Origin of the sequence: Devosia algicola (genome assembly GCF_028816455.1) — a bacterium.
GTDB lineage: Bacteria > Pseudomonadota > Alphaproteobacteria > Rhizobiales > Devosiaceae > Devosia > Devosia algicola.
This window is the reverse complement of sequence record NZ_CP118246.1, coordinates 1,872,372-1,898,736: the sequence shown is the minus strand read 5'-3', so window position 1 is coordinate 1,898,736 and position 26,365 is coordinate 1,872,372. Positions and strand designations below refer to the sequence as shown.

Genomic DNA, 26,365 nt, shown 5'->3' with positions numbered 1-26,365 from the left:
GGCACTGTCATGGCCAAAAAGGGCCATGAGAACAAGAGGCCCTGTTTTATCGAGTTGATATGTGTTCAATAGCCGCGGGCAAGAGGACACGGAATGGACCAATCAGTTCGGCTTGATAACGGGCATATCAGCGTTGCCGTCGCGGCGTTGGGTGCGGAGTTGCAATCGATTACCGGAGCCGATGGCAGCGAATGGCTATGGCATGGCGACGAGAAATATTGGACGGGTCGTGCGCCAGTCCTGTTTCCGATCGTGGGAAAAACCCCGAGCGACATGATCGGGATTGAGGGTAAAAATTTTGCCATGGCCTCGCATGGGTTCGCTCGCCGCAAAAATTTTGAACTAATTCAGGCTGATGCCGACTATTGCCAATATCGGCTTGAAGCTGACGATGAAACGCTGGCGCAATATCCCTTTCAGTTTCGCCTGCAGGTTGAGTACCGGCTGGTTGGTGCTGGCATATCGGTCACGTCCACGATCACCAATATGGACGAGCGGGGGATGCCATTTCAGTTTGGTTATCATCCCGCTTTTGTGTGGCCGCTGCCGGGGGCAGAAGGAAAAGTACATGAGATCAGATTGTCGGGCGATGCGGCACCTGCCTTGCAACGCCTTCACAATGGTTTGCTTACCACGCAACGCCAACCCTCTCCGTTTCGGGCTGGACGTTTGAGGCTGGAGGCGGGATTGTTTGCCGAGGACGCCATGATCTTTTCTGAAGGCGCAGGCGACAGTCTTGTCTATGGGGTAGCGGGCGGACAGCGCATCGAGTTCTCGTGGTCGGGTTTGCCCAATCTGGCTCTGTGGACCAAGCGCGGGGCGCCGTTTTTGTGCATTGAACCCTGGCATGGCACGGCGGCAAAAATGAATGGAAGCAACGATATTATGCACCGCCCCTATGCGCTGATGCTCAAACCCGGCACCGCGCGCACGTTTGGCTATAAGGCACTGTTCAAACGCTGACTAGATCGGGCTCGGGCATGGCGCTATTCTGCTGCGGAGCGATCCTCGGCCAGATTATCGGGGCCGTTGGGATCGCCGGGGGCCGTCTCGCAGTCAAGATCGGGTAGGGCAACGACCCGGTTGTTACGGAAATCGAGGCGAATCACGAGCAGACCGCGCTCCTCGAAATAGGTTAGCAAACGCCGAGCCCGACTGGCAGAATGGCTGCCATAAATGCGCGCCAGCGTGAGATCCGACGGGCAGGGCGCGCTGGTAACGGCGGCCTGTGCCAGGACCAGGAAAACGCCCTGAATATCGTCGGTTAGTGACTCGGAAAGTGCCAGCGCCTGCTGCCAGGTCTCGCTGGTCGCGGTTTCCTGATCCAGATCGACGCGCGCCATGGCAAGGCGGCGCTTGAAGGCGGGCAGGTCGATTGTTTCTCCGGGCACGCGCCGGATGCGGCAGCGGACGAGAAAGTCCTGATAGAGCACTGCGACCGTGCGGAAGCTGGCATCTGGATCGCTGAGCAGGCTCGACCATGACCGCGTCAATAAGCGCATCGCGTTCAGCTTGGTCAATTTCGGGGAATAAAGTCTGGGATTGGGTTGTTACATCGACGCGCGGCTTGTTGAGCTGGGCGAGGATATCGGCAGTTGGCGTTGGCGCAGGCGGTGGTGGACGGCGCACCATGGCGCGGGTTTCTTCGGGGCCGGGGGTGAAAATCAGATCCTGGGCATCTATTGGTGCATTGGGAAGCGGTGTGAGCCTTGGGGCTGGTGGAACGTGCCGAGGTTTCGACCGCCCCAATGGTGATCGGCAACGGGCGTCTCGATAGTGCAGGCCCAAGAGCGACAAAACAGCCGCGTGCCAAATCGCGGAACTGTTCTGCCTGTCGCCGCTCCATGCCCAGCAAGTCGGCGGCGCGCGCCATGTCGATATCAAGAAATGTGCGGCCCATGAGGAAATTGGAGGCTTCGGCCGCGACATTCTTGGCCAATTTGGCCAGGCGCTGGGTGGCGATGACACCGGCCAGACCGCGCTTTCGCCCGCGACACATAAGATTTGTCATCGCGCCAAGCGATAGTTTTCGCGCTTCGTCGCTCACTTCGCCGCCAACAGCGGGTGCGAACAATTGGGCTTCATCGACAACGACGAGTACCGGATACCAGTAGTCACGGTCGGCATCAAACATGCCGCCCAGAAATGCGGCAGCGGCGCGCATTTGTTGCTCGACGTCGAGCCCTTCAAGGTTGAGGACCACGGAAACACGATGCTGGCGGATACGGCCAGCGATGCGGGTCAGTTCGGCCTCGGTGCGCGCGGCATCAACAACCACATGACCGAATTTTTCGGCCAGGGTTACAAAATCGCCCTCGGGATCAATGATGGCCTGCTGAACCCATGGCGCGCTTTGTTCAAGCAGCCGGCGCAACAGGTGCGATTTCCCCGAACCCGAATTGCCTTGTACCAACAGTCGTGTCGCCAGCAACTCTTCGAGATCGAGCATGGCGGACGCGGCGACCTTGGTTGCGCCCATGTCGATATCGACTTTCATTGCATCTCCGTCTGCGGCTATCAGGTCCCGCCGGGAGACTCAATGCACGGCTTGGTTCGATCTGATCCTAGCAGCTGTTAGCGGGGTTGAGGACCACCAAAAGGGCTCAACTCACAGTTGGCTTGGTCGCTCTTTCGGTGAACGCCGCCACCATGATATCAGTGCCTGTGTGTTTGGAGGGTGTGATGAGCGATTTACTGGTTCGGCTATATGATTTGCCGGTATTTGAAGCGGAGGCAAGGGTGCGCGACGCTGGCGTGGTGATCCGCAGGGCGTTGCCGCCCGAGGGCCATGTGGTTTTGGCTTGGATTCGGGAGCACTTCAGTGAGATCTGGGCGTCGGAGGCAATGCACGGTTTGGCGCAGATGCCGGTTACCTGCCTATTGGCGGTTCGCGGCGGGCAGATTTCAGGTTTTGCGTGTTACGACACAACGGCAAAGGGATTTTTCGGGCCAACGGGGGTGGCGGAGGATCAACGGGGGCAGGGCATTGGCGAAGTGCTGTTGATTGCCACGCTGCGCGCCATGCGCGAGGCGGGGTATGGCTATGGCGTCATCGGCGCTCCGGGCCCAGTCGCCTTCTACCAGAAGCGGCTTGACGCGATGATCATTCCGCATTCAACGCCAGGTGTTTATGCTGGCATGCTTGCGTCGGTCGAGGACTAACCCTGTCGACCTGCAAACCGATCTGGGCTAAGCCTCTGGCTCATCTTGAATGGAAGGGTCGGCAAGGTGCTGAGTGAGACTCCCTGAAACCATGGCCGGTCGCATTGTTGCTTCATTGCGGGACGACATAGTCACCATGGCGCTCAAGCCCGGTGACGTGATTTCCGAGAGTGATATTGCCAGTCGGCATGGCGTATCGCGCCAACCGGTGCGTGAGGCGTTTATTCGCCTTTCCCAGCAAGGGCTATTGATGATCCGACCCAAGCGGGCGACAGTCATCAAGAAGATTTCCGCCGATGGCGTGCGTCAGTCCCGCTTTATCCGCGAGTCGATCGAGGTGGAAATCGTTCGCCGGGTGGCGGGTGATCCCCACGCCGACACAATCTCGATATTGACCAATATCATTGCCGCGCAACAGGCAGCATCGGATGCCGGCGATATTCGGGGCTTTCACGGACTTGATGAAGAATTTCATCGCCAACTGGCACTTCTGGCGGGGGTGGAATATGCTTGGCATCTGGTGGCAGATCACAAGATTCAACTGGATCGGGTGCGGTATCTGACCCTTGGCCGGGCGTCGTCGGAATATGCCATCGCCGAGCATAAGGCGATCACTGCAGCGGTCGGGGCGGGCGATGTGGTGCTGGCCGAAAAAGAAATTCGCAAGCATCTGGCGCGCGCGGAGGTGCTCCTGTCACAAACTATCGCCGATTTTCCCGACTATTTTGAATGCGCCGATCGGGCACATTAGCAAGGTTGGGCCGAGACATATCAATCAGGCGTTACTGGCAATGTGCCTGGCCCGTGCCTACTTCAAAGTAATAATTCAATTTCAGTGAGCCTTTCATGTCCAACCATCCAGCATTTGAACTTTTGCGCGATGAGCATATTGCCGAGGTCAATTCGCAGGCGCAGCTTTTCAGGCACAAAAAGACCGGCGCAGAGGTCTTGTCGCTGGTCAATGATGATGAAAACAAGGTGTTTGGTATTACCTTCAAGACACCGCCGGAAGATTCGACGGGCATTGCTCATATTCTTGAGCATTCGGTGCTGTGTGGCAGCCGCAAATATCCGATCAAAAAGCCATTTGTCGAATTGATCAAAGGCTCGCTGAACACCTTTCTCAACGCAATGACCTTTCCCGATAAAACCGCCTATCCGGTGGCAAGCCAGAATTTGCAGGACTTTTACAATCTGGTGGATGTCTATCTCGATGCTGTCTTTTTTCCGCTGATATCGGAGGACACATTTCGGCAGGAGGGCTGGCACTATGAGGCCGAGGCGCCTGATGCGCCCCTGATCTACAAGGGCGTGGTTTTCAATGAAATGAAGGGGGTATTTTCTTCGCCGGATGCGGTGATGCGTGATATCTCCCAGCGCTCGCTTTATCCCGATGTGACTTACGGCAAGTCGTCGGGTGGTGATCCCAAGGCCATCCCAGATCTCAGCTACAAGCAGTTCAAGTCCTTCCACGAAAAATACTATCACCCCTCCAATGCCCGGGCATTTTTTTCGGGCGACGATGACGCACATGAGCGCCTGTCAATTCTGGACGCCTATTTTTCGCAGTTCGACCGGGCGCCGGTCGATGCCGAGGTGCAATTGCAGCCGCGGTTCAATTCGCCGCGCCAGGTGGTTGCTACCTATGCGGGCAGCAAGGATGAAAGCAAGGCACGTGACGGCATGGTGACGGTCAACTGGATGATCGAGCCGCCATCGGACCGAATAGCGGCGCTCTCCAATGCGCTCCTGTCCTATATTCTGGTTGGCAATTCGGCCGCGCCATTTCGCAAGGCGCTTACTGACTCCGGGCTTGGCGAGAGCCTGATCGGCGGGGGCATTTCGGGCGGCCTGCGCCAGCCGATGGCAAGTTTCGGCCTCAAGGGGATCGATCCGGCAGATGCCGACAAGGTGGAACCTCTTATCCTCGATACGCTAATAGCACTGAGCGAACGTGGGTTGGACCGGCAGACCATCGAGGCGGCAATCAATACGTTTGAATTCTCCCTGCGCGAAAACAATACCGGATCGTTCCCGCGCGGGATCGCCATGATGTTTTCGGCATTGAGTACATGGCTACATGACGATGATCCACTGGCGCCGCTGGCATTCGAGGATGCGCTGGGCGCGATCAAGGCCAAGGCGGGGGACGGCTATTTTGAGGCGCTGATCAAAGCGCGCTTCCTTGATAACCCGCATCGCACAACAGTTATCCTGTCTGCGGACGACAAGCAGGATGCGCGCGAAGCCGAGGCTGAGGCGGCGCGGCTCAAGGCTGTGCAAGTGGCGATGAGTTCGGATGATATTGAAGGCGTAATTGCCGGAACGCAACGGCTCAAGGATATTCAGGATGCGGTCGATGATCCCGATCTTGTGGCCAAGATACCGACACTGACACTGGCGGACCTGCCGCGAGAGGTACGCACGGTGCCAATTGAGCGGAGCACCATGGCTGGCGCGAAACTCTACTATCACGACCTGCCAACGCTTGGTGTGTTCTATCTCGACCTCGGTTTTGATCTGCATTCGCTGGATCAGGATCTGTTGCCCTATCTGCCGCTGTTCGGCCGGGCGCTGCTACAAATGGGGACGGCCAAGGAAGATTTTGTGTCGTTGACGCAACGGATTGGGCGCTCTACCGGCGGCGTCGGCCAGCATCGTGGCCTGTCGGCGCGGCAGCACGGAACAGATAGCGCCGCATGGTTTTTCCTCTCGGGCAAAGCGGTTCTGGCCAAAATACCGGAGTTGCTGGATATTTTGCGGGATATGATCCTGTCAACGCGCCTCGATAATCGCGACCGGTTCAAGCAAATGGCGCTTGAGGAAAAGGCCGGCTATGAGGCGCGGATTGTGCCGGCGGGTAATTCGATCGTTGATACAAGGCTCAAGTCGGGCCTTGCAGAGGCCAGCTTTGTTGCCGAGTTGACCGGGGGCGTCAGCTACCTCAATTTCGTGCGCGACCTGATCAAGCGGATCGATAGCGATTGGGCGTCCGTCGAAGCGGCGCTGGAGCGCGTTCGAAGCAGCCTGTTCAATCGTTCACACATGGTGGTCAATGTTACAGCAGATGCTAGCATCTGGAGCGACACCCGCGGTGAAGTGGGTGCGTTTGTCGAGAGCCTGCCCCAAGGCGGCGAATCTCTGAAAACCTGGACCAATGGTTGCGAGCCACAGTCGGAAGGGTTGATCATTCCGGCCCAGGTCAATTATGTCGGCAAGGGCGCAAACCTCAAGGCACTGGGCTTTGAATTGAGTGCCGCATCCAGCGTCGTGCTCAAGTTTCTCAATACGACATGGTTGTGGGACAAAGTTCGGGTGCAGGGCGGGGCCTATGGCGGATCGAGTCGATTTGATCTGATGTCGGGCAATTTCTCCTTCCTCAGCTATCGCGATCCGAATCTGCTCAAGACACTGGATACCTATGATGGCGCGGCTATGGCGCTGCGCACCCCTGTGAGCGATGCTGACCTTGCCCGTTCGATCATTGGCGTGATCGGGGATATGGACGGCTATGAATTCCCCGATGCCAAGGGTTACTCATCGATGTGGCGAGAGTTGGTCGGGACGACTGACACGCTGCGGCAACAACGTCGCGACGAGGTCCTCAATGCCGGGCGGGTGGATTTCGCGGCGATGGCGGATGCACTTGAGGCGGTGGCACAAAATGGCCATGTCGTTGTGCTCGGCGGCGAAGCGGCGATCTCTCAGGCCAATGCGCAGCGGCCCGGTCTGCTCACTGTCAGCAAGGTGATGTAGCGGCATGTCAACGGCGTCGATCCATCGCAGGATTGTGGCATTGGAAAAGCGTATGGGCGTCGCAGCGGCGGCGATGGATTTTGAATTGGCAGCGCAGTGCCGTAACGAAATTGCGCAACTGCGTGGCGAACGGCCCGACATCAGTTCGCCGACAGACGCCGACAGAGAGGTTACTGTCGTCAGCCAGCCGCCGCCTGGTGCGATGGGGCTAGGTACCAACATGCCAGTCGTTGAGCCGCCCAAAGGCTGGAAAAAACCAAAAAAACCAGACCCGCTGACCGCACATCATCGCAGCCGGGACGGGCGGAGATAATGATCAGCTGGCCTTGGCGATCCGTTCCTCGGCCAGTTTGCGGATTTCCCTGAGGCTCCTCAATGGTGGTTTGCAAATCCACCATCTGGCGTTCCAGAGAGCCTAATCGCTCATCGACCATTTCAACCAGGAGATTGACCTGACGGTCGCGATTTGCGTCATAAAGGCTCAAATAGTCAGATATGTCGCGCAGCGAAAAACCCAGCCGCTTGCCGCGCAGGATGAGAATGAGCCGGGCACGATCGCGACGGCGGAAGACGCGGGTGGCGCCGAGGCGCTCTGGGGCTAACAGGCCCTTGGATTCATAAAACCGAATGGCGCGCGTCGAAATGCCAAACTCCCTGGCAAGATCGGCGATGGAAAACAGGTCACGATTGTCGTTCCCGGAGAGACTCATGACTTTTCTGCTTTCATGCGGGCATAGTCGTCGCGCAGTTCCTTCTTTGACAATTTACCAACGAGCGTCTTGGGCAGGGCGTCACGGAAGATAAACTCCCTTGGCATCTCGATCTTGTTCAGCTTTTCCTCGAGGAATTGCTTGAGTTGGGCGGGCGTGGTCGATTGGCCCTCCTTGAGCTTTATATAGGCCACCGGCGCTTCGCCGCGGTAATTGTCGGGTACGCCGATGACATTGGTTTCGTCGACGGCTGGATGGGTCATCAGCGCTTCTTCGATGGTACGGGGATAGACATTGAAGCCCGAACAGATAATCAGGTCCTTGATGCGATCAACGAGGAACACATAGCCATCCTCGTCCATATGGCCGACATCTCCGGTGCGCAGCCAACCGTCCATAAAGGCACTCTGGTTGCCCTCGTCATCCTCGAAATAGCCTTTCATGACCTGCGGGCCCTTGACCTGCAATTCGCCATCCGCGCCAATGCCGACAGGTTTACCGGTATCGACATCAACAAAGCGGATGTCGGTGCCAGGAATAGGCAGGCCAATGGACATTGGCTTGCTTGGAACGCGCAATGCCGCACAGCAGACGACAGGTGAGGCTTCGGTTAATCCATAACCCTCGGCTAGCGTGGCCTTGGAAAGCTTTCCAAAACTGTTGCGAATTTCGTTGGGCAGGGCGGCGCCGCCCGATATGGCAACCTCAAGGCTGGCCAATTGTTCGGGCGTTGTCGATTTGTCGCGGGCCAGTGCTGCCAGCAGTGTCGGTACGGCGGGCATGACATTGGCGCGGGTTCGCGTCAGCAGATTGAGCAGCGATTTTAGCTCAAAGCGGGGGAGCATGATGACCGGCGTGCCATTGCTCAGGGGCACGTTCATGCACACGGTCATGGCAAATATGTGAAAAAAGGGCAGCACCGCCACGACTTTTGAGGGTGGGGCGAACACACCACAACCCCAATGGTCGATCTGACTCATATTGGCGGCTATATTGGCGTGGGAGAGGAGCGCGCCTTTTGGCAGGCCTGTGGTACCGCCGGTGTATTGCTGGACCGCAATGTCGTTCTCCGGATCGATTACGACAGGGCTTGGCGGGGCGCCGCGCGCCAGCATGTCGGCGAATTTTACGATTTTTCCGGCAACATTTGATTTGGATATCGAGGCCAAATCCTTGCGTTTGACGACTGTGTAGAGCAGTTTCTTGACCAGTGGCAGGGCGTCCGGGAAATGACAGACAATCATGGATTTGACATGGCCAGCGCTGATCAGTGCTTCCGCCTTTTCAAATATCTGGGCCAGGTCGAGGGTGATCAACACATCGGCTTCGGCATGGCCGACAATGTGAGACAATTCGTGAACGGTATAGAGCGGATTGCAGTTGACTACGGTGCCGCCCGCACGCAGCACTCCATAATAGGCGATTGGGTAAAAGGGGGTGTTCGGCAGCATCAGGGCGACGCGACTGCCTTTTTTAACACCAAACTGCTGTTGTAATGCGCCAGCAAAGGCCGTGATTCTTTTGGCCAGATCGCCAAAGCTCGTGGTGCCGCCGAGGAAATCAAGCGCCAGCGCGGCAGGATTTTTCGCGCACGCTGCCAATACCTGTTCATGGACCGGACGGGTGTCGATTTTTGCGTTCCATGCAATACCCTCGGGATAGCTGGCGATCCAAGGCCGCAGAGCCTTTACGGCGGTGCTGTTCGTTCCCATCGCTATCCTCCTGAGCATTGTGCCCGTTTGGCCCACGCGGGATGGGCCGCTAAACTATTCCATGGCTTTACGTTAGCGTCAAATGGTTGCCGAAATATCAGAAACTGTTCGTACCCAAAGTAATTTCACGGTAGTTCCGCAATAGGCATTTTGTTGACGTATGCGTAAATCTGGCTAAACTGGCTTAAATCATTAGGCGCCATCAGCTAGTCTGGTAGCAGCCATGGCTGGCATCGACGCGGGTACGCGGCCTAGTCGTGGATGTGAATAGTGACCGACCTCCGGCGGCTGCCAGAGCGGTGCGGGTGGTCAATGGAGGCGAATATGGGCTTGGCACTGTTTCTGTTTGGATTGGTAGCCTTCGCAACACTAGCGGTGCGTCAGTCTCCATTGTGGCAATGGGGGCTTCTGGCGCTAGTTCTGGGTTTGCTGAGTCGGGTCAGCTTCCCCGACCAAGGCATCAGTGTCGCAACCGGGTTTGGCGGTCTAGTGTTGGTGCTGTTGCCGGGGATAATCCTTTTGGCGCTGGCGATCAAACCGGTGCGCCTGGCAGTTGTCAGCGGCCCGGCCTATGGCATGGTCAAGAAAATCCTGCCCAAGGTCAGCCGCACCGAGCAGGAAGCGCTGGACGCAGGAACGGTGGGCTGGGACGCTGAATTGTTTTCAGGCCGACCGGACTGGACCAAATTGACCTCGATCCGTCCGCTGACGCTGAGCGCCGAGGAACAGGCGTTTCTCGACGGTCCGGTCGAACAGGTTTGCGCCATGATCAATGATTGGGATACGCGCAACAATCTTGCCGACCTTACGCCCGAAGTCTGGCAATTCCTCAAGGATAACGGCTTTTTGGGCATGCTGATTGCCAAGGAATATGGCGGTCTTGGCTTTTCGGCGCAGGCTCAATCGATGGTTGTGTCCAAAATCTCAAGTCGTTCGGTTGCTGCGGGTATCACCGTTATGGTCCCCAATTCGCTCGGGCCGGGCGAACTTTTGGAAAAATACGGCACGACCGCACAAAAGGACAAATATCTGGCACGCCTGGCCAAGGGGCTTGAAGTGCCATGTTTTGCTCTTACCGGGGTTCATTCGGGTTCCGACGCAGGCGGTATGCGCGATATTGGTACCGTCATCAAGGGCACCTATCAGGGCAAGGAAACCCTGGGCGTCCGGCTGAGCTGGGACAAGCGCTACATCACGCTGGCACCGATCGCCACGCTGGTGGGGCTGGCATTTATCCTGCATGATCCAGATAATCTTTTGGGAAAGGGCGAGCGTATCGGCATTACGCTGGCGCTAGTGCCACATGATCATCCCGGTGTTGAAATAGGTCGTCGGCATTACCCTTCGCGGCAGGCCTTCATGAATGGCCCAACCACGGGCGAAGATGTGTTCATCCCGATGGAGTTCTTGATCGGGGGCACTGACTATGCTGGTCAGGGCTGGCGCATGTTGATGGAGTGTCTGTCGACCGGGCGGGCGATTTCATTGCCAGCGATTGGCTCAATCTCGATCAAGCAGTCGTTGCGGGTCACCTCCGCTTACGCCCGCATCCGTCGACAATTCGGTATCCCGATCGGCATCATGGAGGGTGTGGCCGAGCCATTGGGCCGGATGCTCAAGAATGCCTATACCTATGAGTCGGCGCGACGGCTGACAGCCTCCATGGTCGACGAGGGGCAGCGTCCCGCGGTGATTTCGGCATTGCTGAAATATCGTACCACCGAGGCAATGCGCGAGAGCATGGATGATGCATTTGACATTCACGGTGGGCGGGCGATTCAGGACGGACCGAGCAATTATCTGTTTGGGGCCTATATGGCCCTGCCAGTGGCGATCACGGTCGAGGGCGCCAACATATTGACGCGGACGCTGATGACCTTTGCGCAGGGCGTACTGCGGGCGCATCCGTTTCTGTATTCGGAAATATCGGCGGCTCAGAACCCGGACAGGCGCCAGGGTATCGAACAATTTGACCAAGCGTTCGCCGGGCATACCAGTTTCATGTTGCGCAACATTGCCGCCAGCTTTCTGCATGGCATTTCGGGCGCGGCCTTTGCATCAACTCCCAACAACGGGGAGATGGCCCATTGGTATCGCCAGTTGCACCGATATAGCCAGGCCTTTGCGCTGGTGGCGGACTGGACGACGGTCATTCTCGGCGGCGATCTCAAGCGCAAGCAGAAGATTTCCGGACGCATGGCTGATCTTCTGGGCGACCTTTATTTGATGTCGGCAACGCTCAAGCGCTTTGACGAGGAAGGCGCGCTGACTGAAGACAAGCCTGTGGTCGATGCGATCATGGCGGACCATATCGCCAAGATGGAAGCCAGTTTCGGTGAGGTGTTTGCCAATTTCCCCAACCGGTTTGCTGCCTATCTCATGGCGTTTCTGTGCTTTCCATTGGGTCGGCACGCCAAGCCAAGTGCTGATCGGATCAATTACCGGCTAGTGCGCGCCATCCTGCGCCCCGGTACGTTCCGTGACCGAATGACAACCGGTGCCTATGTATCGATGGACCCAAATGACATTACCGGCGTTCTAGAAGATGGTTTTGCCAAAGTGACCGAGGCCGAAGACATTGAGACACGCTTTGTCAAGGCGGCGCGCAAGGGCACGATTGAACGGCGCCTGGACCGCGATGCCATTGATGATGCAGTGGCGGCGGGTGTATTGAACGCCAATGAGGCTGGCATCATGCGGGCCGCCGATGAAGCAACCGACCGAGTGGTGAAGGTTGATGATTTTGCGCCCGGGGTTTTGTCGGAACACCGTGCCAAAAGCGCAGCGGAATAGGAGAGAGCAGTGGCCCCCCAACCGCAACTGACCGAAACCAAGAATTGGAACTTCCATACCGATGTGGAAGGATTGGGCTGGTTGACGATCAATACACCCAACTCGCCGGTCAACACGCTCAGTCGCGAAGCGATCATGGAGCTGGAGACACTGGTGGCGCGTTTTGAGGATTTGGCCAACAGTAAGGACTTGGTCGGGGTCATCCTGCTATCGGGTAAAGACAGCGGTTTTATTGCTGGCGCGGATATTTCAGAATTCGATGCCATGTCCGATTTTTCGGTATTGCCTGAAGCGCTCAAACGCACTCATGCGCTGTTTCAACGGATTGAGAATCTAAAAATCCCGATGGTTGCCGGGATTCATGGGTTTGCGCTGGGTGGCGGGTTGGAATTGGCGCTCGCCTGCCATTATCGCGTGGCGGTCAATGACGACAAGACGCGGATCGGCTTTCCCGAGGTCAATCTAGGAATATTTCCGGGTTTTGGCGGCACCGGCCGCTCCATTCGGCAGGCGGGGCCGGTTGATGCGATGAGCATCATGTTGAGTGGGCGGTTGCTGCGGGCGGGTGCGGCGCGCGGCCTAGGGTTGGTCGACAAGCTGGTACGCCATCGCGACATGTTGCGGTGGGAGGCGCGGAAAGCTGTGTTGCAGCATCGCAGCATCCAAGCCCGCAGGTCTGTTCAAGCGCGTCATGGGTATGGGCCCGCTGAGGGGCTACGCGGTATCGAAAATGCAGGAACAGGTCGCCAAAAAGGCCCGCAAGGAACACTATCCGGCACCTTATGCATTGATCGATCTGTTTGAGAAGCACGGTGACGACTGGCAGGCGATGATCCGCGGCGAGATCGACGCCTTTGTGCCGCTAATGGGATCGGACACAGCATCCAATCTGCGGCGTGTATTCTTTTTGTCTGAGGGCTTGAAAAAGCAAGGTGCCAAGGGCGTCAAGTTCGCGCGAGTCCATGTGATCGGGGCCGGGGTCATGGGGGGCGATATTGCCGCCTGGTGCGCATTGCGTGGCATGGCGGTGACGCTGCAGGATCTGGACATGGACCGGATCAAGCCAGCGCTTGATCGTGGCAAGAAACTGTTCAGAAAACGGCTCAAGAAAAAATTCGAAGTCGATGCTGCTGTTGCCCGGCTTGAAGCTGATCCCGAAGGCAAAGGCGTTAGCCGTGCCGATGTGATTATCGAGGCGGTGGTGGAAAATCTCGAAATCAAGCGCAAGATATTCGCTGGCCTTGAGGGCAAGTTGAAGCGGGGCGCAATTCTTGCGACCAATACCTCCTCGATCGAACTGGAGCGGATCGCAGAAGGGCTGAACGACCCGGCACGGTTGATCGGATTGCATTTTTTCAACCCAGTAGCACAATTACCGCTGGTCGAAATTATCCGTTCAAGCTTCAACAGTGACGAGGAAATTGGCAAGGGCGCAGCATTTGCGCTGGCGATTGGCAAGAGTCCGGTTGTGGTCAAGTCAGCGCCGGGGTTTTTGGTCAATCGGGTGTTGATGCCTTACATGCTGGGCGCCGTGCAACGGGTGGAAGCGGGGGAAAACAAGGAATTGCTCGACGCCGCTGCCGTTGCGTTCGGTATGCCGATGGGGCCGATTGAATTGATGGATACAGTGGGGCTGGATGTTGGGGTTTCTGTCGCGACCGAGCTTGGCCATGAGGTGCCGGACGGGTCGAAATTTGCCAAGCTGGTGGCCGCCAAGAAACTGGGCCGAAAGTCGGGCGAAGGCTTTTACAAGTGGGCTGACGGCAAGGCCCAGAAGGGACCGGTTCCCGACCACAAAAACCTCGCCGAACTCGGGCGTGAGTTGGTCAAGCCATTGGTCGACATGAGTGAGGTTGTGGTCAGCGAAGGTGTGGTTGCCAATGCCGATCTGGCCGATATCGGCGTGATCATGGGAACCGGATTTGCGCCGTTCCTGGGTGGTCCGTTGCAGGCGCGCAAAGACGGGAAGGCGTAAGATGACTGAGCTGAGAACAATCGCCATCGTTGGCTCGACCCGTATCCCGTTCGCGCGCGGGCACACGGCCTATGTCGAACAGACCAATTTGTCGCTTATGGCCACGACGCTGCGCGGTCTGGTCGAAAAATTTGATCTCAAAGGCGCCAAGATTGACGAGGTGATGGGCGGTGCGGTCATTGGCCATAGCCGCGACTTCAATCTGGCACGCGAAGCACTGCTCGATGCTGGCCTGTCGCCGCGCACACCCGGTACTACCATGCAAATCGCCTGTGGCACGAGCCTCCAGGCTGCGCTGGCTTTGGGTGCCAAGATTGCGACCGGCGAAATCGAGTGTGGGATAGCAGTTGGTTCCGATACGGTCAGTGATAGTCCGGTGGTGTTTGGCAACAAATTCCAGCATCGGATGATCAATCTGTCGCGCGCCCGGAGCCTGGGTGAGCGTTTCAAGGTGTTCAAGGGATTTTCGTTTGGCGAACTGACCCCGGTTGCTCCATCGGTTAATGAACCGCGCACTGGCCTATCGATGGGCCAGCATGCTGAATTGATGGCGCGCGAATGGGGTATATCCCGTAAAGCGCAGGACGAGTTGGCTCTCGCAAGCCATCAGAACGCCGCTAAGGCCTATGATGAAGGCTTTCACGATGATCTGCTGGTGCCGTGCGCTGGGTTGGTTCGCGACAACAATGTGCGTGCCGATACGACGCTGGACAAGATGACAACGATGAAGCCTGCCTTCGACAAGGCCTCTGGTCACGGTACGTTGACGGCCGCCAACTCGACGCCGCTTACTGATGGTGCCGCATCAGTGTTGCTGGCCAGCGAAGAGTGGGCGCGTGAACGTGGACTGCCGGTTCTGGCCTATCTGAGCATGGGGGCAGTCGCGGCTAATGACTTTGCCGGTGGAGAAGGGCTGCTTATGGCCCCAACGATTGCAGTATCGAACATGTTGGCGCGGGCGGGACTCGGGTTTGAGGACATTGACCTGTTTGAAATTCACGAAGCTTTTGCTGCGCAGGTCCTTTGCACACTCAAGGCCTGGAATGACCCATCCTATTGCAAGGATGTGCTGGGACGTGACGAGGTGTTGGGTACCATCGACCCGGCCAAGATAAATATCAAAGGTTCAAGTCTGGCCTATGGCCATCCATTTGCGGCAACGGGTGCCCGTATTTTGGGGTTGACGGCAAAATTGCTCAATACGGAAGCCAAAAAGCGGGCACTTATATCCGTGTGTACCGCTGGTGGTCAGGGCGTTGCGGCGCTCGTCGAGCGGGCGTAAGGTCCAAGCATGAGCGACAATGTTATCAAATTTCGGCAGATCAAGAAAAAACCTGAGAAAAAGCCGGAACGACCACCCTTCAGGTTGCGCACGGTGCCGAGTTGGCTGGCCTGGACGGCACTGATAGTGTTGGGGTGCCTGCTAAGCGCCGGTCAGTATTGGGACTTATTCGGCTGATTGCGCCGTCGTTGGTCGCGCCGGCAAGCTGTTCCCGCTTATCGTTTGCACAGATTCCGTGGTTGGATTGACGTTTAGGTCAATCTTTTGCTTGTCAGTGGACGGATTTGCACGATACCGTCCAGCCAACCTGGCCACCAGATCAAGAATTTGCTGGCGATCAGGCTTACCGTTTGCAGCGCAAAGACTGCAAACTAAAAAGAATAAGTTTTTCAGGAGGTGGGACACTAATGAAATTTGCTCAAACCCTTACCGCGGTAGCGACCGCAGGCGTGATGGCGCTGATGATGAGCACTGCCGCTTCGGCGGTGACATTGCAGATGCACAATGGTGCCGATCCGGGCTCGCTCGATCCTCACAAGGTATCGGGTGACTGGGAAAACCGAATTGTCGGTGATTATATCGAGGGTCTGGTAACCGAAGACGCCAAGGCCGATGCCATTCCGGGACAGGCCGAAAGCTGGGAAATTTCCGACGACGGCACCGTCTACACATTTCACCTGCGCGATGGCATCAAATGGACCGATGGCGAGCCAGTGACCGCAGAAGATTTTGTTTTTGCGTTCCAGCGTCTGATGAATCCTGCAACGGCTTCGGAATACGCGTATCTGCAATATCCGATCAAGAATGCCGCCAAGATCAATTCTGGCGAAATCACAGATTTCAGCGAGCCTGGGGGTCAAGGCGCTAGACGACAAGACCGTCGAAATCACGCTCGAAGCGCCGACACCGTTCTTCCTGCAGGCCCTGACGCACTATACCGCCTATCCGGTGCCAAAACATCTGGTGGACGAGTATGGGGATGCATGGACCAACATGGATCACATCGTTGCCAACGGCCCTTACAAGATCACGGAATGGCTGCCGGGCTCGTATGTTCACTCGGTCAAAAATGATGATTACTACGACGCTGCCAACGTCCAGATCGACGAAGTCTATTATCATGTGCTCGAAGATCAGGCAGCTGCGCTCAATCGCTATCGGGCCGGTGAGTTCGATATCCTGACTGATTTTCCTGCTGACCAGTATCAGTGGATCCAGGACAATTTGCCCGGACAGGCTCATGTGGATCCATTCCTCGGGGTCTATTATTATGTGCTGAACCAGGAAAAGCCCCCGCTCGATAATCCTAATGTTCGGGAAGCCCTGTCGATCTCGATCATGCGTGACGTGATCGGGCCCGATATTCTGGGCACCGGAGAACTACCTGCCTATGGTTGGGTGCCCGAAGGCACCGCCAACTATGAAGGCGCGGCTTATATGCCCGATTGGGCGAAAATGCCCTACGACGAGCGTGTCGCCAAAGCCAAAAAGCTGATGGAAGCCGAGGGCTATACGCCGGACAATCCTCTGACCCTGCAATTGCGTTACAACACCAATGACAACCATCAGCGGATCGCCGTGGCTATTGCGGCCATGTGGGAACCCATTGGGGTCAAAATTGAATTGTTCAACGCTGAAACTGCCGTGCATTACGATGCCCTGCGGGCGGGCGACTTCCAGATAGGGCGCGCCGGCTGGCTGCTCGACTACTCCGATGCGTCCAATACGCTGGACCTGCTCAAGACAGGCACCATGCAGGGCGACACCATGAACTGGGGCAACAATTATGGCCGCTATTCGAACCCTGAGTTCGACAAGCTGCTTGCTGCCGCGTCCAGTGAACAGGACCTGACCAAACGTGCCGGCGAGTTGCATGAGGCTGAGGCCCTCGCCATGGACCAGTTCGCGGCGATCCCCATCTATTGGTATGTTTCAAAGAACATCGTGTCGCCCAAGGTGACCGGGTTTGAGGACAATGCCAAGGATGTGCACCGCACACGCTGGCTGACCAAGTCTGAATAGGCCGTATTGGTGATTTGACCGTGGGGGCCGCTGCCCCCACGGTCAATCTATATCCGGTGAGCGCGCCGAGGCTGTGACGTCCGGATCACATAAGGTATTTGCATCATGCTGGGTTATGCCCTGCGGCGCGTGCTGTCGGCGATCCCGATTGCGTTGATTGCCGTAACCGTCTGCTTTTTCGTGCTCCGACTGGCGCCGGGTGGCCCCTTCGATGGTGAGCGGGCCCTGCCACCGACCGTGTTGGCCAATTTGCGGGCCCACTATAATCTCGATCAACCGCTAATTGTGCAGTATCTGATCTATATCTGGCGGCTGTTGCAGGGCGACCTCGGCCCCTCGATGGTGATTGACGGGTTCAATGTCAGCCAGCTTATCAGCATCGGGTTTCCTTTTACCCTGACGGTGGCAATGACGGCCTTCGTAATTGCCACGGTGATCGGTGTCATTGCTGGCATGATCGCGGCGGTGAACCAGAATAAGTGGCCGGACTATGTGTTGGTACTGGCCGTGATGCTCGGCGTCGTCGTGCCAAATTTTTTGATGGCCGCACTTTTGCAATTGTGGTTTGGCGTATATTTGGGTTGGCTACCAGCGGGCGGTTGGGTTGCCGGATCCATTCCGCATCTAGTATTGCCGGTGACGGTGCTGGCATGGCCGCACGCGGCGCGAATTTCCCGTTTGATGCGTGGCTCGATGATCGAAGTGCTCGGCACCAATTTCGTGCGCACCGCGCGCTCCAAGGGACTGGGGCAGCGGCTGGTGCTGGCGCGGCACGCGATCAAGCCCGCACTTTTGCCGGTTGTGTCCTATCTCGGCCCCGGGCTCAGCTATCTGTTGACCGGGTCGCTGGCGGTCGAGCAGATTTTTGGACTGCCCGGGATCGGCAAATATTTCGTCACTGCGGCGCTTAATCGTGACTACGGCATCGTCCTTGGCACCACGATCCTCTACATGTTCATCATTCTGGCGCTAAACCTGATTGTTGACCTGGTCTATGCCTGGCTTGATCCCAAGGTGAGGTATCGCTGATGGCCGGGATCACAGGCAAGGACGAAGTCCTCACCGAATATGCGCAACGTCTGGAAACGCTCGAAGCGCCCAAAGGGCGCTCGCTGACCCAGGATGCGATACGGCGCCTGGCACGGAACAAGGCGGCGGTCATCTCCATCGCCATCGTTGTGTTCATTTTGCTGGCCGCCTTTATCGGACCCTATTTCGTGCCATGGGGATATTCCGAAGTCGACTGGACGTCGATCCGCAAGCCGCCCGATTTTTCCAAGGCGCATTATTTTGGTACTGACCAGAATGGTCGCGATATGTTGGCGCGCGTGCTGCAAGGCACGCAGATGAGCTTGATCGTGGCGGGCGTTGCAACAATTGTGTCGGTGGTCATCGGTATCATCTATGGCGCCGTGGCGGGTTATCTCGGCGGCCGGGTTGACGCCCTGATGATGCGTATCGTCGATATCATGTATGCACTTCCGTACATTCTGTTTGTCATCATTCTGGTGGTGATGTTCGGACGCCATCCAGTGCTGCTTTTTGTGGGCATAGGGGCTATCGAATGGCTGACCATGGCGCGCATTGTCCGTGGCCAGACCTTGTCGATCAAGGAGCGCGAATTTGTCGAGGCCGCGCGGGCAGGCGGGGCCAAGCCGTGGACGATCATCAGCCGCCACATCGTTCCAAATCTGACGGGACCGGTGGTGATTTATGCGACGCTGACCATTCCCGAAATCATCATTGCCGAGAGTTTCCTCTCCTATCTGGGGCTGGGTGTGCAGGAGCCCCAGACTTCGCTTGGAACCTTGATTTCCTTCGGCGCGCCGGTGGCTGAAGTGTTGCCCTGGATGTTGTTGGCACCTGCCACGGTACTGGTCACGCTATTGCTTTGCCTCACCTATATTGGCGACGGGTTGCGCGACGCCCTTGACCCCAAGGATCGATAGACATGACAGCAGTCCTTAAAGTCGAAGATATGTCGGTAACGTTCGATTTGCATGACAGTGAAGTGCAGGCGGTACGTGAGATGAATTTCACACTGGCGGAAGGCGAAACCCTGGCCGTTGTGGGGGAATCGGGTTCGGGCAAAAGCCAGGCATTCTTGTCGATCATGGGGCTATTGGCCAGGAACGGCCGTGCAACCGGCCGTGCCATAATGGGGGATGTCAATCTGATCGGCATGCCACCGAACCAGGCTCGATATCTATCGTGGCAAAGACATCGCGATGATTTTTCAGGATCCGATGACATCGCTAAACCCAACTCTCAGGGTCAAGACGCAATTGGCCGAGGTATTGGTCACGCATCGTGGTTTTGACAAGCAGACAGCGGTCAAGACGTCTATCGAGATGCTGGAGCGGGTGGGCATTCCCGAACCGGTCAAACGCGCCAGCGCTTATCCCCATGAGTTGTCGGGTGGCATGCGTCAACGCGTCATGATCGCCATGGCCCTGTTGTGCCAGCCAAAAATCCTGATTGCCGACGAGCCGACTACCGCACTTGATGTGACGGTGCAGGCGCAGATGCTGGATTTGTTCAAGTCGTTGACCGAGGATTTTGGTACGTCACTCGTGCTGATTACCCATGATCTCGGCGTGGTGGCCGGAATTGCTGACCATATGATGGTCATGTATGGCGGCCGGGCCGTGGAAAAGGGCAAGACGGACGATCTGTTTTATGATCCGCGGCATCCCTACACCCTCGGCCTGCTGCATTCGACGCCGCACATCGCCAAGCGGGCGGAACGGCTTGATCCGATCCAGGGATTGCCGCCAAGCCTTGAACATCTGCCGCAGGGATGTTCGTTCAATCCGCGTTGTGCCTTTGCGTTCGAGCGATGTCACGCCGAACGCCCGCCTCTGACGGCGACGGGGGTCGACAGGGAAAAGGCCTGCTTTTATGAAGGTCCGATGAAATATGGTGAGGTCGCCTGATGAACAAGATGTCGGCCGATCTGCTCGAAATCAGGGATCTCAAGAAAACCTTCTCGATTGCCCATGGTCTGTTTGCGCGACCGTTGACGCTGACGGCGCTTGAGGACATCAATTTTACCATCCATCAAGGAGAAACCTTGGGCATTGTTGGCGAGAGTGGCTGTGGCAAGTCGACGCTTGGCCGCTGTATCCTGCAATTGCTGGCGCCTGATGAAGGGCAGGTCCTGTGGCTTGGGCAGGATTTGATGCGCCTGCCAGCCGAAGAGATGCGCAAGCGACGCCAGGACTTGCAGATCATATTCCAGGACCCGCTGGCATCGCTCAATCCACGGATGACGGTGGGTGAAATCATTGCCGACCCGCTGCGCACGCTGCGCCCCGAACTCGACAAGAGTGCCCGGCGGGCACGGGTGCTCAAGACCATGGAGTCAGTTGGGCTCCTGCCTGAAATGATCAACCGCTATCCGCATGAATTTTCTGGTGGGCAGGCGCAACGTATCGGTATTGCCCGGGCGCTGATTACAGAGCCAAAGCTGATCGTTTGTGATGAACCGGTCTCGGCACTTGATGTTTCGATCCAGGCGCAAATCCTCAATCTGCTGTCGGAACTCAAGGATGAGTTGGGGCTGACGCTGATTTTCATCTCGCACAATCTTAGTGTGGTGCGGCATGTGTCCGACCGCATCCTGGTGCTCTATCTTGGTCGAATCGTCGAACTGGCCACGGGGGACGAAATTTATGAGGATCCTCGCCATCCTTACACCCGCGCCCTGCTGACGGCGGTGCCAATACCGGATCCCAAACTGGCGCGGCAACGCAATATCGATGCGCTGGAGGGCGAAATACCCTCGCCGATTAATCCACCCTCCGGGTGCACGTTCAGGACCAGATGTCGCCACGCGCGCGACATATGTGCCCAGCAACGGCCACTGCTCGAGACTATTGAAGATGATCGGCTGGTTGCCTGCCTGCGATGGCAGGAGATTGAATTGGAGGGGGCGGGAACGCCGCCGGATTAAGATTGGTTGTGCCCGCCACTTTGGTGGGTAGGTGCACGATTTTCTGGGCGTTTGGTGCCGTGTCGGAAATGGGGAAAAGCCTGCGAATGGCGCGTTGACAGGGTCGAGGCTAATTCCTTATGTTCCGGCCAAGTTTTCGGGCGCTCTGGCGCCCCTTTTATTTAACTGAGGTTTTACGATGAAAGTCCGCAACTCGCTAAAGGCGCTGATGACTCGCCACCGCGCGAACAAGACTCGTCCGCCGTCGCGGTCGGGTTTATATCATCAACAAGGTCGACAAACGCTTCAAGGCACGCCAGGGCTAGGCCCAGTTGCCAGATCGACGTTGAAGGAGCCCGCGTTTTGCGGGCTTTTTTGTGCCTGAACCAAGCGTCGTCGTAATTGGAACCGGTGCCCAGTCAACAAAAACCCGGTCGCAATAAGCGTCCGGGTTCTAGCTCTTGAGCTACTCGGAACTCCAGGTCCCACATTTCCGCATGAGGCGTTAGCTGGAGCCGGCGCCGTCCTGCCGGACAAAGGCGATGCGCAGCATGTTGGTAGCGCCAGGCGTGCCAAGTGGCACGCCGGCGGTTATGGCGATGCGGTCGCCGGGGCGGGCAAAACCCTCCTGATAGGCAATAACACAAGCCCGATCGACCATATCCTCGAGGCTAATGGCGTCTTCTGTCTGCACGCAATGAATGCCCCACACCACTGATAGCCGACGGATGGTGCGCATGTTGGGCGACAGGGCGATAATCGGCTTGGATGGCCGTTCGCGGGCGGCGCGGATGCCGGTGGAACCCGATGCGGTATAGGTGACGATGGCGGCCAGATCGAGCGTTTCGGCCACCTGGCGGGTCGCAGCCGAAATGGCGTCGGCAGCGGTGGCTTCCGGCTCGGTATGGGCGGCGCGAATAATGCCGCGATAGTTCGCATCATCTTCAACAGCAATAGCCACCTTGTTCATGGTGGTGACGGCTTCGACGGGATATTGGCCCGACGCCGACTCGGCCGACAACATTATCGCGTCGGCGCCTTCAAATACGGCTATCGATACGTCCGAGACTTCGGCGCGGGTCGGTACAGGCGCGGTAATCATCGACTCCAGCATCTGGGTTGCGACTACGACCGGTTTGCCGTACCGGCGCGCCATGCGGATCATGCGCTTTTGCAGGCCTGGCACGGTTTCCAGTGGCAATTCAACACCAAGATCGCCTCGCGCCACCATGATAGAGTCGCAAAGCTTGATGATTTCTTCAAGCCGCTCAATGGCTTGGGGCTTCTCAATCTTGGCCATGACGCCCGCGCGACCCTGAACAATCTTGCGGACGTCAATAATATCCTCGGGGCGCTGTACGAAGGACAGTGCAATCCAGTCAGCGTCGTTTTTGAGTCCTTCGAGCAGGTCGGCGTGGTCTTTTTCGGTCAGCGCACCGGTCGGTAACAAGGTATCTGGAAGGGAAACACCCTTTTTGTCCGACAGTTGGCCGCCATAGATGACTTCGGTTTCAATAGCGCCATTGCCAACTTTGGTCGCCTTAAGCTGCAGTTTACCGTCGTCGAGCAGGAGCCGGTCGCCCACCGAGACGTTTTCGATGATCTCGGGATGCGGCAGGAAGACCCGGTCAATGGTGCCCGGTGTTTCTGAACTGTCGAGGATGAATTTCTGACCCGCCACCAGATGAACGGCGCCTTCGGCAAATGTCGAGACGCGCAATTTAGGGCCCTGCAGGTCGACCAGTATGCCGAGGGGATGGTTGAGACGTTTTTCAACATTGCGGATACGTTCGACCGTTTGGCGCAACACATCATGGCTGGCGTGGCTCATGTTGATGCGGAACACATCGGCGCCGGCGCGGGCAAGTTCTTCGATCATATCTTCTTCCTGGCTTGCCGGGCCCAGGGTCGCAAGGATCTTAACTCGTCTCATCCGTCTCATTGCGTGTCCGTGCTTTCGCTATCTTGCGTGGCGTTCGTAGGTTCATCGGCTGGTGCTGCGGCAGGATTGACAGGCTGATCCGGGTTATCGAGGATTTCGGCGTCGTCGGGGCCGACGATTCCGGGTTCACCAGTCTTGTCTGTCAGTTTCAAAGTCCAGTCGGTTCGTTTTTGGGTATCGATTTCAAAGAACCCGGTGCGCTCATAACCGCGTGCGAGACAATCCTCAACCCCAAAGATTGTGAAGGTTTCGTCACGGGTGCACATGAAGACTGATCCGTCCCACTCACCGCCGCCGATGTCGTCGACGGCATAAATGTAATAATAGGAGCGGTCTGCGAGACTGCCTTGGTAGAGGACCTGACAGTCGCCGGGCTGGGTCTGCCACCAACCTTCCGATTGCCAGCCACGCTCGGCGCGATAACCCATGGCAACCGACACCATATTGCCGGTTTCATTGCAAACGCGCAGATCCGCCATGGCGGGCGCCGAAAAGAAAAACATGCCTGATAATAGCGCGCCGACAAGGGTTACGCCGTGACGGAAAAAATGCAATTGCCTGCCGGAAATCATTGAAAAATCTGCCTTGGTTTGAGCCATCGGACGGTGCGGTGTCAACCGCTAAACGCCTGATTTGACCGAAATGAGGGGATCGGTGGCACCGGGATGTGGATTGGGCAACAAAGGCCTTGAACCCGCGGCCCGGCTGATGTTGAAACATGGTCCCAACGAAGAGGAAGTTTTATGGCCGAAGAAAGTGTTGCCCAGGATCAGCTGCGGGCGTTCATCGAACGCATCGAGCGCATGGAAGAAGAAAAAGCCGCCATCTCGGCCGATATCAAGGAAATCTATGCCGAGGCGAAAGGCAATGGCTTTGATACCAAGGTCATTCGACAGATCGTGCGTATTCGCAAGCAGGATGCCAATGAGCGTATGGAGCAAGAGGCGCTGCTCGAACTCTATATGTCGGCACTGGGCATGGTCGCAGCCCCCGCCAACGACGACGATTGATGGTGGAACACCTGCCTGACGGCTGGTGTCAGGGCAAGGCGGTTATCGCGCCTTGCCAAGGGCTGCGAGCATTGATGCCTCATCATAGCCCAAGGTCGACAGCGCCGTGCTGATGATGCCTGCACGGTCCAACCCGGCATCGGTATACATATCGGCCTGACTGGCGTGCTCGACAAATCTGTCGGGTATCATCAATGGGCGAAAGCGCAGTTTGCCATCAAGCAAGCCGTTGCTGGCCATGAACGTCGCCACGTGGCTGCCGAATCCGCCGATCGACCCTTCCTCGACGCTGAGCAGGACATCATGATTTTGCGCCAGTTCGGCGATCAGTTCCTCGTCGAGCGGCTTCATGAAGCGGGCGTCTGCAATCGTGGGATTGAGGCCGAGTGCTGCCAGGCGTTCTGCGGCTGCGAGCACTTCAGCAAGGCGGGTGCCGTAGCTGAGAATGGCAATGGTTGATCCCTGTTGTACGATGCGTCCCTTGCCAATTGGCAACACCTGGCCGCGCTCGGGCATTTCCACACCGCTCCCTTCGCCGCGTGGATAACGAAAGGCGATAGGGCCGAGGTCGTAAGCTGTGGCGGTGGCGACCATATGGCGCAATTCCGCCTCGTCGGCGGCAGCCATGTGCACCATGCCGGGAATGGCACCGAGATAGGCGGCATCATAATTGCCAGCATGGGTGGGGCCATCGGCGCCGACATAGCCGGCGCGATCGATGGCGAAGCGTACTGGCAAATGCTGGATGGCAACATCGTGCACGACCTGGTCATAGGCACGCTGCAGGAAAGTGGAATAGATGGCGCAGAAGGGGCGCATACCTTCGCTAGCCATGCCGGCGGCAAAGGTGACCGCATGCTGTTCGGCAATGCCGACGTCAAATATGCGATCAGGAAATATTTCGGCAAATTTGTCGAGACCAGTCCCCGAGGGCATGGCCGCGGTGACGGCGACGACGCGCGGATCGTCTTTTGCTTCCTGGATCAGGCTCTGCGCAAACACATTGGTATAGGAGGGTGCATTCGAGGGGGCCTTGGACTGGGCTCCGGTGATGACATTAAATTTGGACACACCGTGATATTTGTCCGCCGCGTCTTCCGCCGGTCCATACCCCTTGCCCTTCTTGGTCACAACGTGAACAAGGATCGGCCCTGTGTTGGCGTCGCGAACATTTTCGAGCACCGGTAAAAGGTGGTCAAGATTGTGCCCATCGATGGGGCCGACATAGTAAAAGCCCAATTCTTCAAACAGGGTACCGCCGGTAAAGAAGCTGCGAGCGAACTCCTCGGTTCGGCGCGCAGGTTCATGCAGGAACTGGGGCAGTTTCATTGTGACGGACTTGGCGGTCTCGCGCATCCCACGATAGACCGGGCCTGAGACAAGCCGCGCCAGATAGGCGCTCAGAGCGCCCGTCGGTGGCGCAATGGACATGTCATTGTCGTTGAGAATAACGATAAGTTTGGCATCCATGGCGCCAGCATTGTTCATGGCTTCGTAGGCCATCCCGGCGGACATGGCGCCATCGCCAATAATTGCGACGACATGGCGCGGCGTCTGTTGGAGATCGCTTGCAACCGCCATGCCCAGACCTGCCGAGATCGAGGTCGATGAGTGTCCGGCACCAAATGGATCAAATTCGCTTTCGGCACGCCGGGTAAAGCCCGAGAGGCCATTCTTCTGGCGTAGGGTGCGGATACGATCACGCCGCCCGGTCAAGATCTTGTGGGGATAGGCCTGATGGCCGACGTCCCAAATGATGCGATCATGAGGGGTGTCGAAGATCGTGTGCAACGCCACGCTCAATTCGACGACGCCAAGTCCAGCCCCCAAATGCCCGCCGGTTACCGATACAGCGTCGATCATCTCGCTGCGCAACTCATCGGCGAGCCTGACGAAGCTGGTCGCGCGGCAGCGCCCGCAATTTGTCGGGCGCGTCGATAGTATCGAGCAGTGGTGTTTGCGGCTTGTCGGCCAAGGCAATTGTCCTTCAAGGGGCGATGGCAACGGGCGTGGACACGCACTATCACCGTGATATCGACGCAATTTAGGCGCGCCGAGCATAGATCA

At 57.3% G+C, this 26,365-nt stretch carries 17 protein-coding genes and 6 pseudogenes; 17 read left to right on the top strand and 6 right to left on the bottom strand.

Annotated features, from left to right (window positions below; genetic code table 11):
* Positions 1-93: 93 nt before the first annotated feature.
* Positions 94-963, top strand: a complete 870-nt coding sequence (locus PSQ19_RS10080; protein WP_282217627.1) for an aldose 1-epimerase family protein — start codon at positions 94-96, stop codon at positions 961-963.
* A gap of 23 nt (positions 964-986) precedes the next feature.
* Here the strand turns inward: PSQ19_RS10080 and PSQ19_RS10075 are convergent.
* A pseudogene (locus PSQ19_RS10075) lies at positions 987-2,497 on the bottom strand (helicase HerA domain-containing protein).
* A 185-nt stretch (positions 2,498-2,682) separates the two neighbouring features.
* Between PSQ19_RS10075 and PSQ19_RS10070 the strand changes: the two are divergent.
* The 4 genes and pseudogenes from PSQ19_RS10070 to PSQ19_RS19825 all read left to right on the top strand — a co-directional run.
* The gene (locus PSQ19_RS10070; protein WP_282217626.1) at positions 2,683-3,162 is read left to right on the top strand and encodes a GNAT family N-acetyltransferase; all 480 of its coding nucleotides are present in this window, start codon (positions 2,683-2,685) and stop codon (positions 3,160-3,162) included.
* A gap of 73 nt (positions 3,163-3,235) precedes the next feature.
* On the top strand, positions 3,236-3,913 hold the full coding sequence (locus PSQ19_RS10065; RefSeq protein ID WP_282217625.1) for a GntR family transcriptional regulator: 678 nt from the start codon (positions 3,236-3,238) through the stop codon (positions 3,911-3,913).
* A 95-nt stretch (positions 3,914-4,008) separates the two neighbouring features.
* Entirely contained in the window at positions 4,009-6,918 is a 2,910-nt protein-coding gene (locus tag PSQ19_RS10060; RefSeq protein WP_282217624.1) for an insulinase family protein, read from the top strand.
* 4 nt (positions 6,919-6,922) lie between these two features.
* Positions 6,923-7,030 (top strand): annotated as a pseudogene (locus tag PSQ19_RS19825) (UvrB/UvrC motif-containing protein); the annotation flags it as partial.
* 67 nt (positions 7,031-7,097) lie between these two features.
* Here PSQ19_RS19825 and PSQ19_RS10055 read toward each other — a convergent pair.
* Positions 7,098-7,628 (bottom strand): MerR family DNA-binding protein, encoded by a 531-nt coding sequence (locus PSQ19_RS10055; protein ID WP_282217623.1) that lies wholly within the window; start codon positions 7,626-7,628, stop codon positions 7,098-7,100.
* Positions 7,625-9,340: a long-chain-fatty-acid--CoA ligase gene (locus tag PSQ19_RS10050; protein WP_282217622.1), complete on the bottom strand. Its 1,716-nt coding sequence runs from the start codon at positions 9,338-9,340 to the stop codon at positions 7,625-7,627. The genes PSQ19_RS10055 and PSQ19_RS10050 overlap by 4 nt, the downstream gene beginning before the upstream one ends.
* Positions 9,341-9,664: 324 nt before the next feature.
* On the opposite strand from PSQ19_RS10050, the gene PSQ19_RS10045 reads away from it, so the two are divergent.
* From PSQ19_RS10045 to ykgO, 11 genes and pseudogenes are all read left to right on the top strand, one after another.
* Positions 9,665-12,133 carry an acyl-CoA dehydrogenase gene (locus tag PSQ19_RS10045; protein WP_282217621.1) on the top strand — a complete coding sequence of 823 codons (2,469 nt, stop codon included), beginning with the start codon at positions 9,665-9,667 and terminating at the stop codon, positions 12,131-12,133.
* A gap of 9 nt (positions 12,134-12,142) precedes the next feature.
* Positions 12,143-12,937, top strand: coding sequence for an enoyl-CoA hydratase-related protein (locus tag PSQ19_RS10040; RefSeq protein ID WP_282217620.1), 795 nt, complete (start codon positions 12,143-12,145; stop codon positions 12,935-12,937).
* Positions 12,864-14,108, top strand: a complete 1,245-nt coding sequence (locus PSQ19_RS10035) for a 3-hydroxyacyl-CoA dehydrogenase family protein (RefSeq protein ID WP_282217619.1) — start codon at positions 12,864-12,866, stop codon at positions 14,106-14,108. The genes PSQ19_RS10040 and PSQ19_RS10035 overlap by 74 nt, the downstream gene beginning before the upstream one ends.
* A 1-nt stretch (position 14,109) precedes the next feature.
* Positions 14,110-15,390 (top strand): acetyl-CoA C-acetyltransferase, encoded by a 1,281-nt coding sequence (locus PSQ19_RS10030; protein WP_282217618.1) that lies wholly within the window; start codon positions 14,110-14,112, stop codon positions 15,388-15,390.
* 9 nt (positions 15,391-15,399) lie between these two features.
* Positions 15,400-15,567, top strand: a complete 168-nt coding sequence (locus PSQ19_RS10025; protein ID WP_282217617.1) for a hypothetical protein — start codon at positions 15,400-15,402, stop codon at positions 15,565-15,567.
* 230 nt (positions 15,568-15,797) lie between these two features.
* Positions 15,798-17,412, top strand: a pseudogene (locus PSQ19_RS10020) (peptide ABC transporter substrate-binding protein).
* A 105-nt stretch (positions 17,413-17,517) separates the two neighbouring features.
* Positions 17,518-18,441, top strand: a complete 924-nt coding sequence (locus PSQ19_RS10015) for an ABC transporter permease subunit (protein ID WP_282217616.1) — start codon at positions 17,518-17,520, stop codon at positions 18,439-18,441.
* Entirely contained in the window at positions 18,441-19,361 is a 921-nt protein-coding gene (locus PSQ19_RS10010; protein ID WP_282217615.1) for an ABC transporter permease, read from the top strand. The genes PSQ19_RS10015 and PSQ19_RS10010 overlap by 1 nt, the downstream gene beginning before the upstream one ends.
* A 2-nt stretch (positions 19,362-19,363) precedes the next feature.
* Positions 19,364-20,348 (top strand): annotated as a pseudogene (locus PSQ19_RS10000) (ABC transporter ATP-binding protein).
* Positions 20,348-21,367, top strand: a complete 1,020-nt coding sequence (locus tag PSQ19_RS09995; protein WP_407648973.1) for an ABC transporter ATP-binding protein — start codon at positions 20,348-20,350, stop codon at positions 21,365-21,367. The pseudogene PSQ19_RS10000 and the gene PSQ19_RS09995 overlap by 1 nt, the downstream one beginning before the upstream one ends.
* A gap of 178 nt (positions 21,368-21,545) precedes the next feature.
* A pseudogene (ykgO, locus tag PSQ19_RS09990) lies at positions 21,546-21,672 on the top strand (type B 50S ribosomal protein L36).
* A 179-nt stretch (positions 21,673-21,851) separates the two neighbouring features.
* Here ykgO and pyk read toward each other — a convergent pair.
* Positions 21,852-23,288, bottom strand: coding sequence for a pyruvate kinase (gene pyk, locus PSQ19_RS09985; RefSeq protein WP_282217612.1), 1,437 nt, complete (start codon positions 23,286-23,288; stop codon positions 21,852-21,854).
* Entirely contained in the window at positions 23,285-23,887 is a 603-nt protein-coding gene (locus tag PSQ19_RS09980) for a DUF1036 domain-containing protein (RefSeq protein WP_282217611.1), read from the bottom strand. The genes pyk and PSQ19_RS09980 overlap by 4 nt, the downstream gene beginning before the upstream one ends.
* Positions 23,888-24,031: 144 nt before the next feature.
* Between PSQ19_RS09980 and PSQ19_RS09975 the strand changes: the two genes are divergently transcribed.
* A complete protein-coding gene (locus PSQ19_RS09975; protein WP_282217610.1) occupies positions 24,032-24,298 on the top strand; it encodes a DUF2312 domain-containing protein in 267 nt (88 codons plus the stop codon).
* Positions 24,299-24,340: 42 nt separating this feature from the next.
* On the opposite strand, the pseudogene dxs reads toward PSQ19_RS09975, so the two are convergent.
* Positions 24,341-26,273: pseudogene (gene dxs, locus PSQ19_RS09970) on the bottom strand (1-deoxy-D-xylulose-5-phosphate synthase).
* Positions 26,274-26,365: the final 92 nt, after the last annotated feature.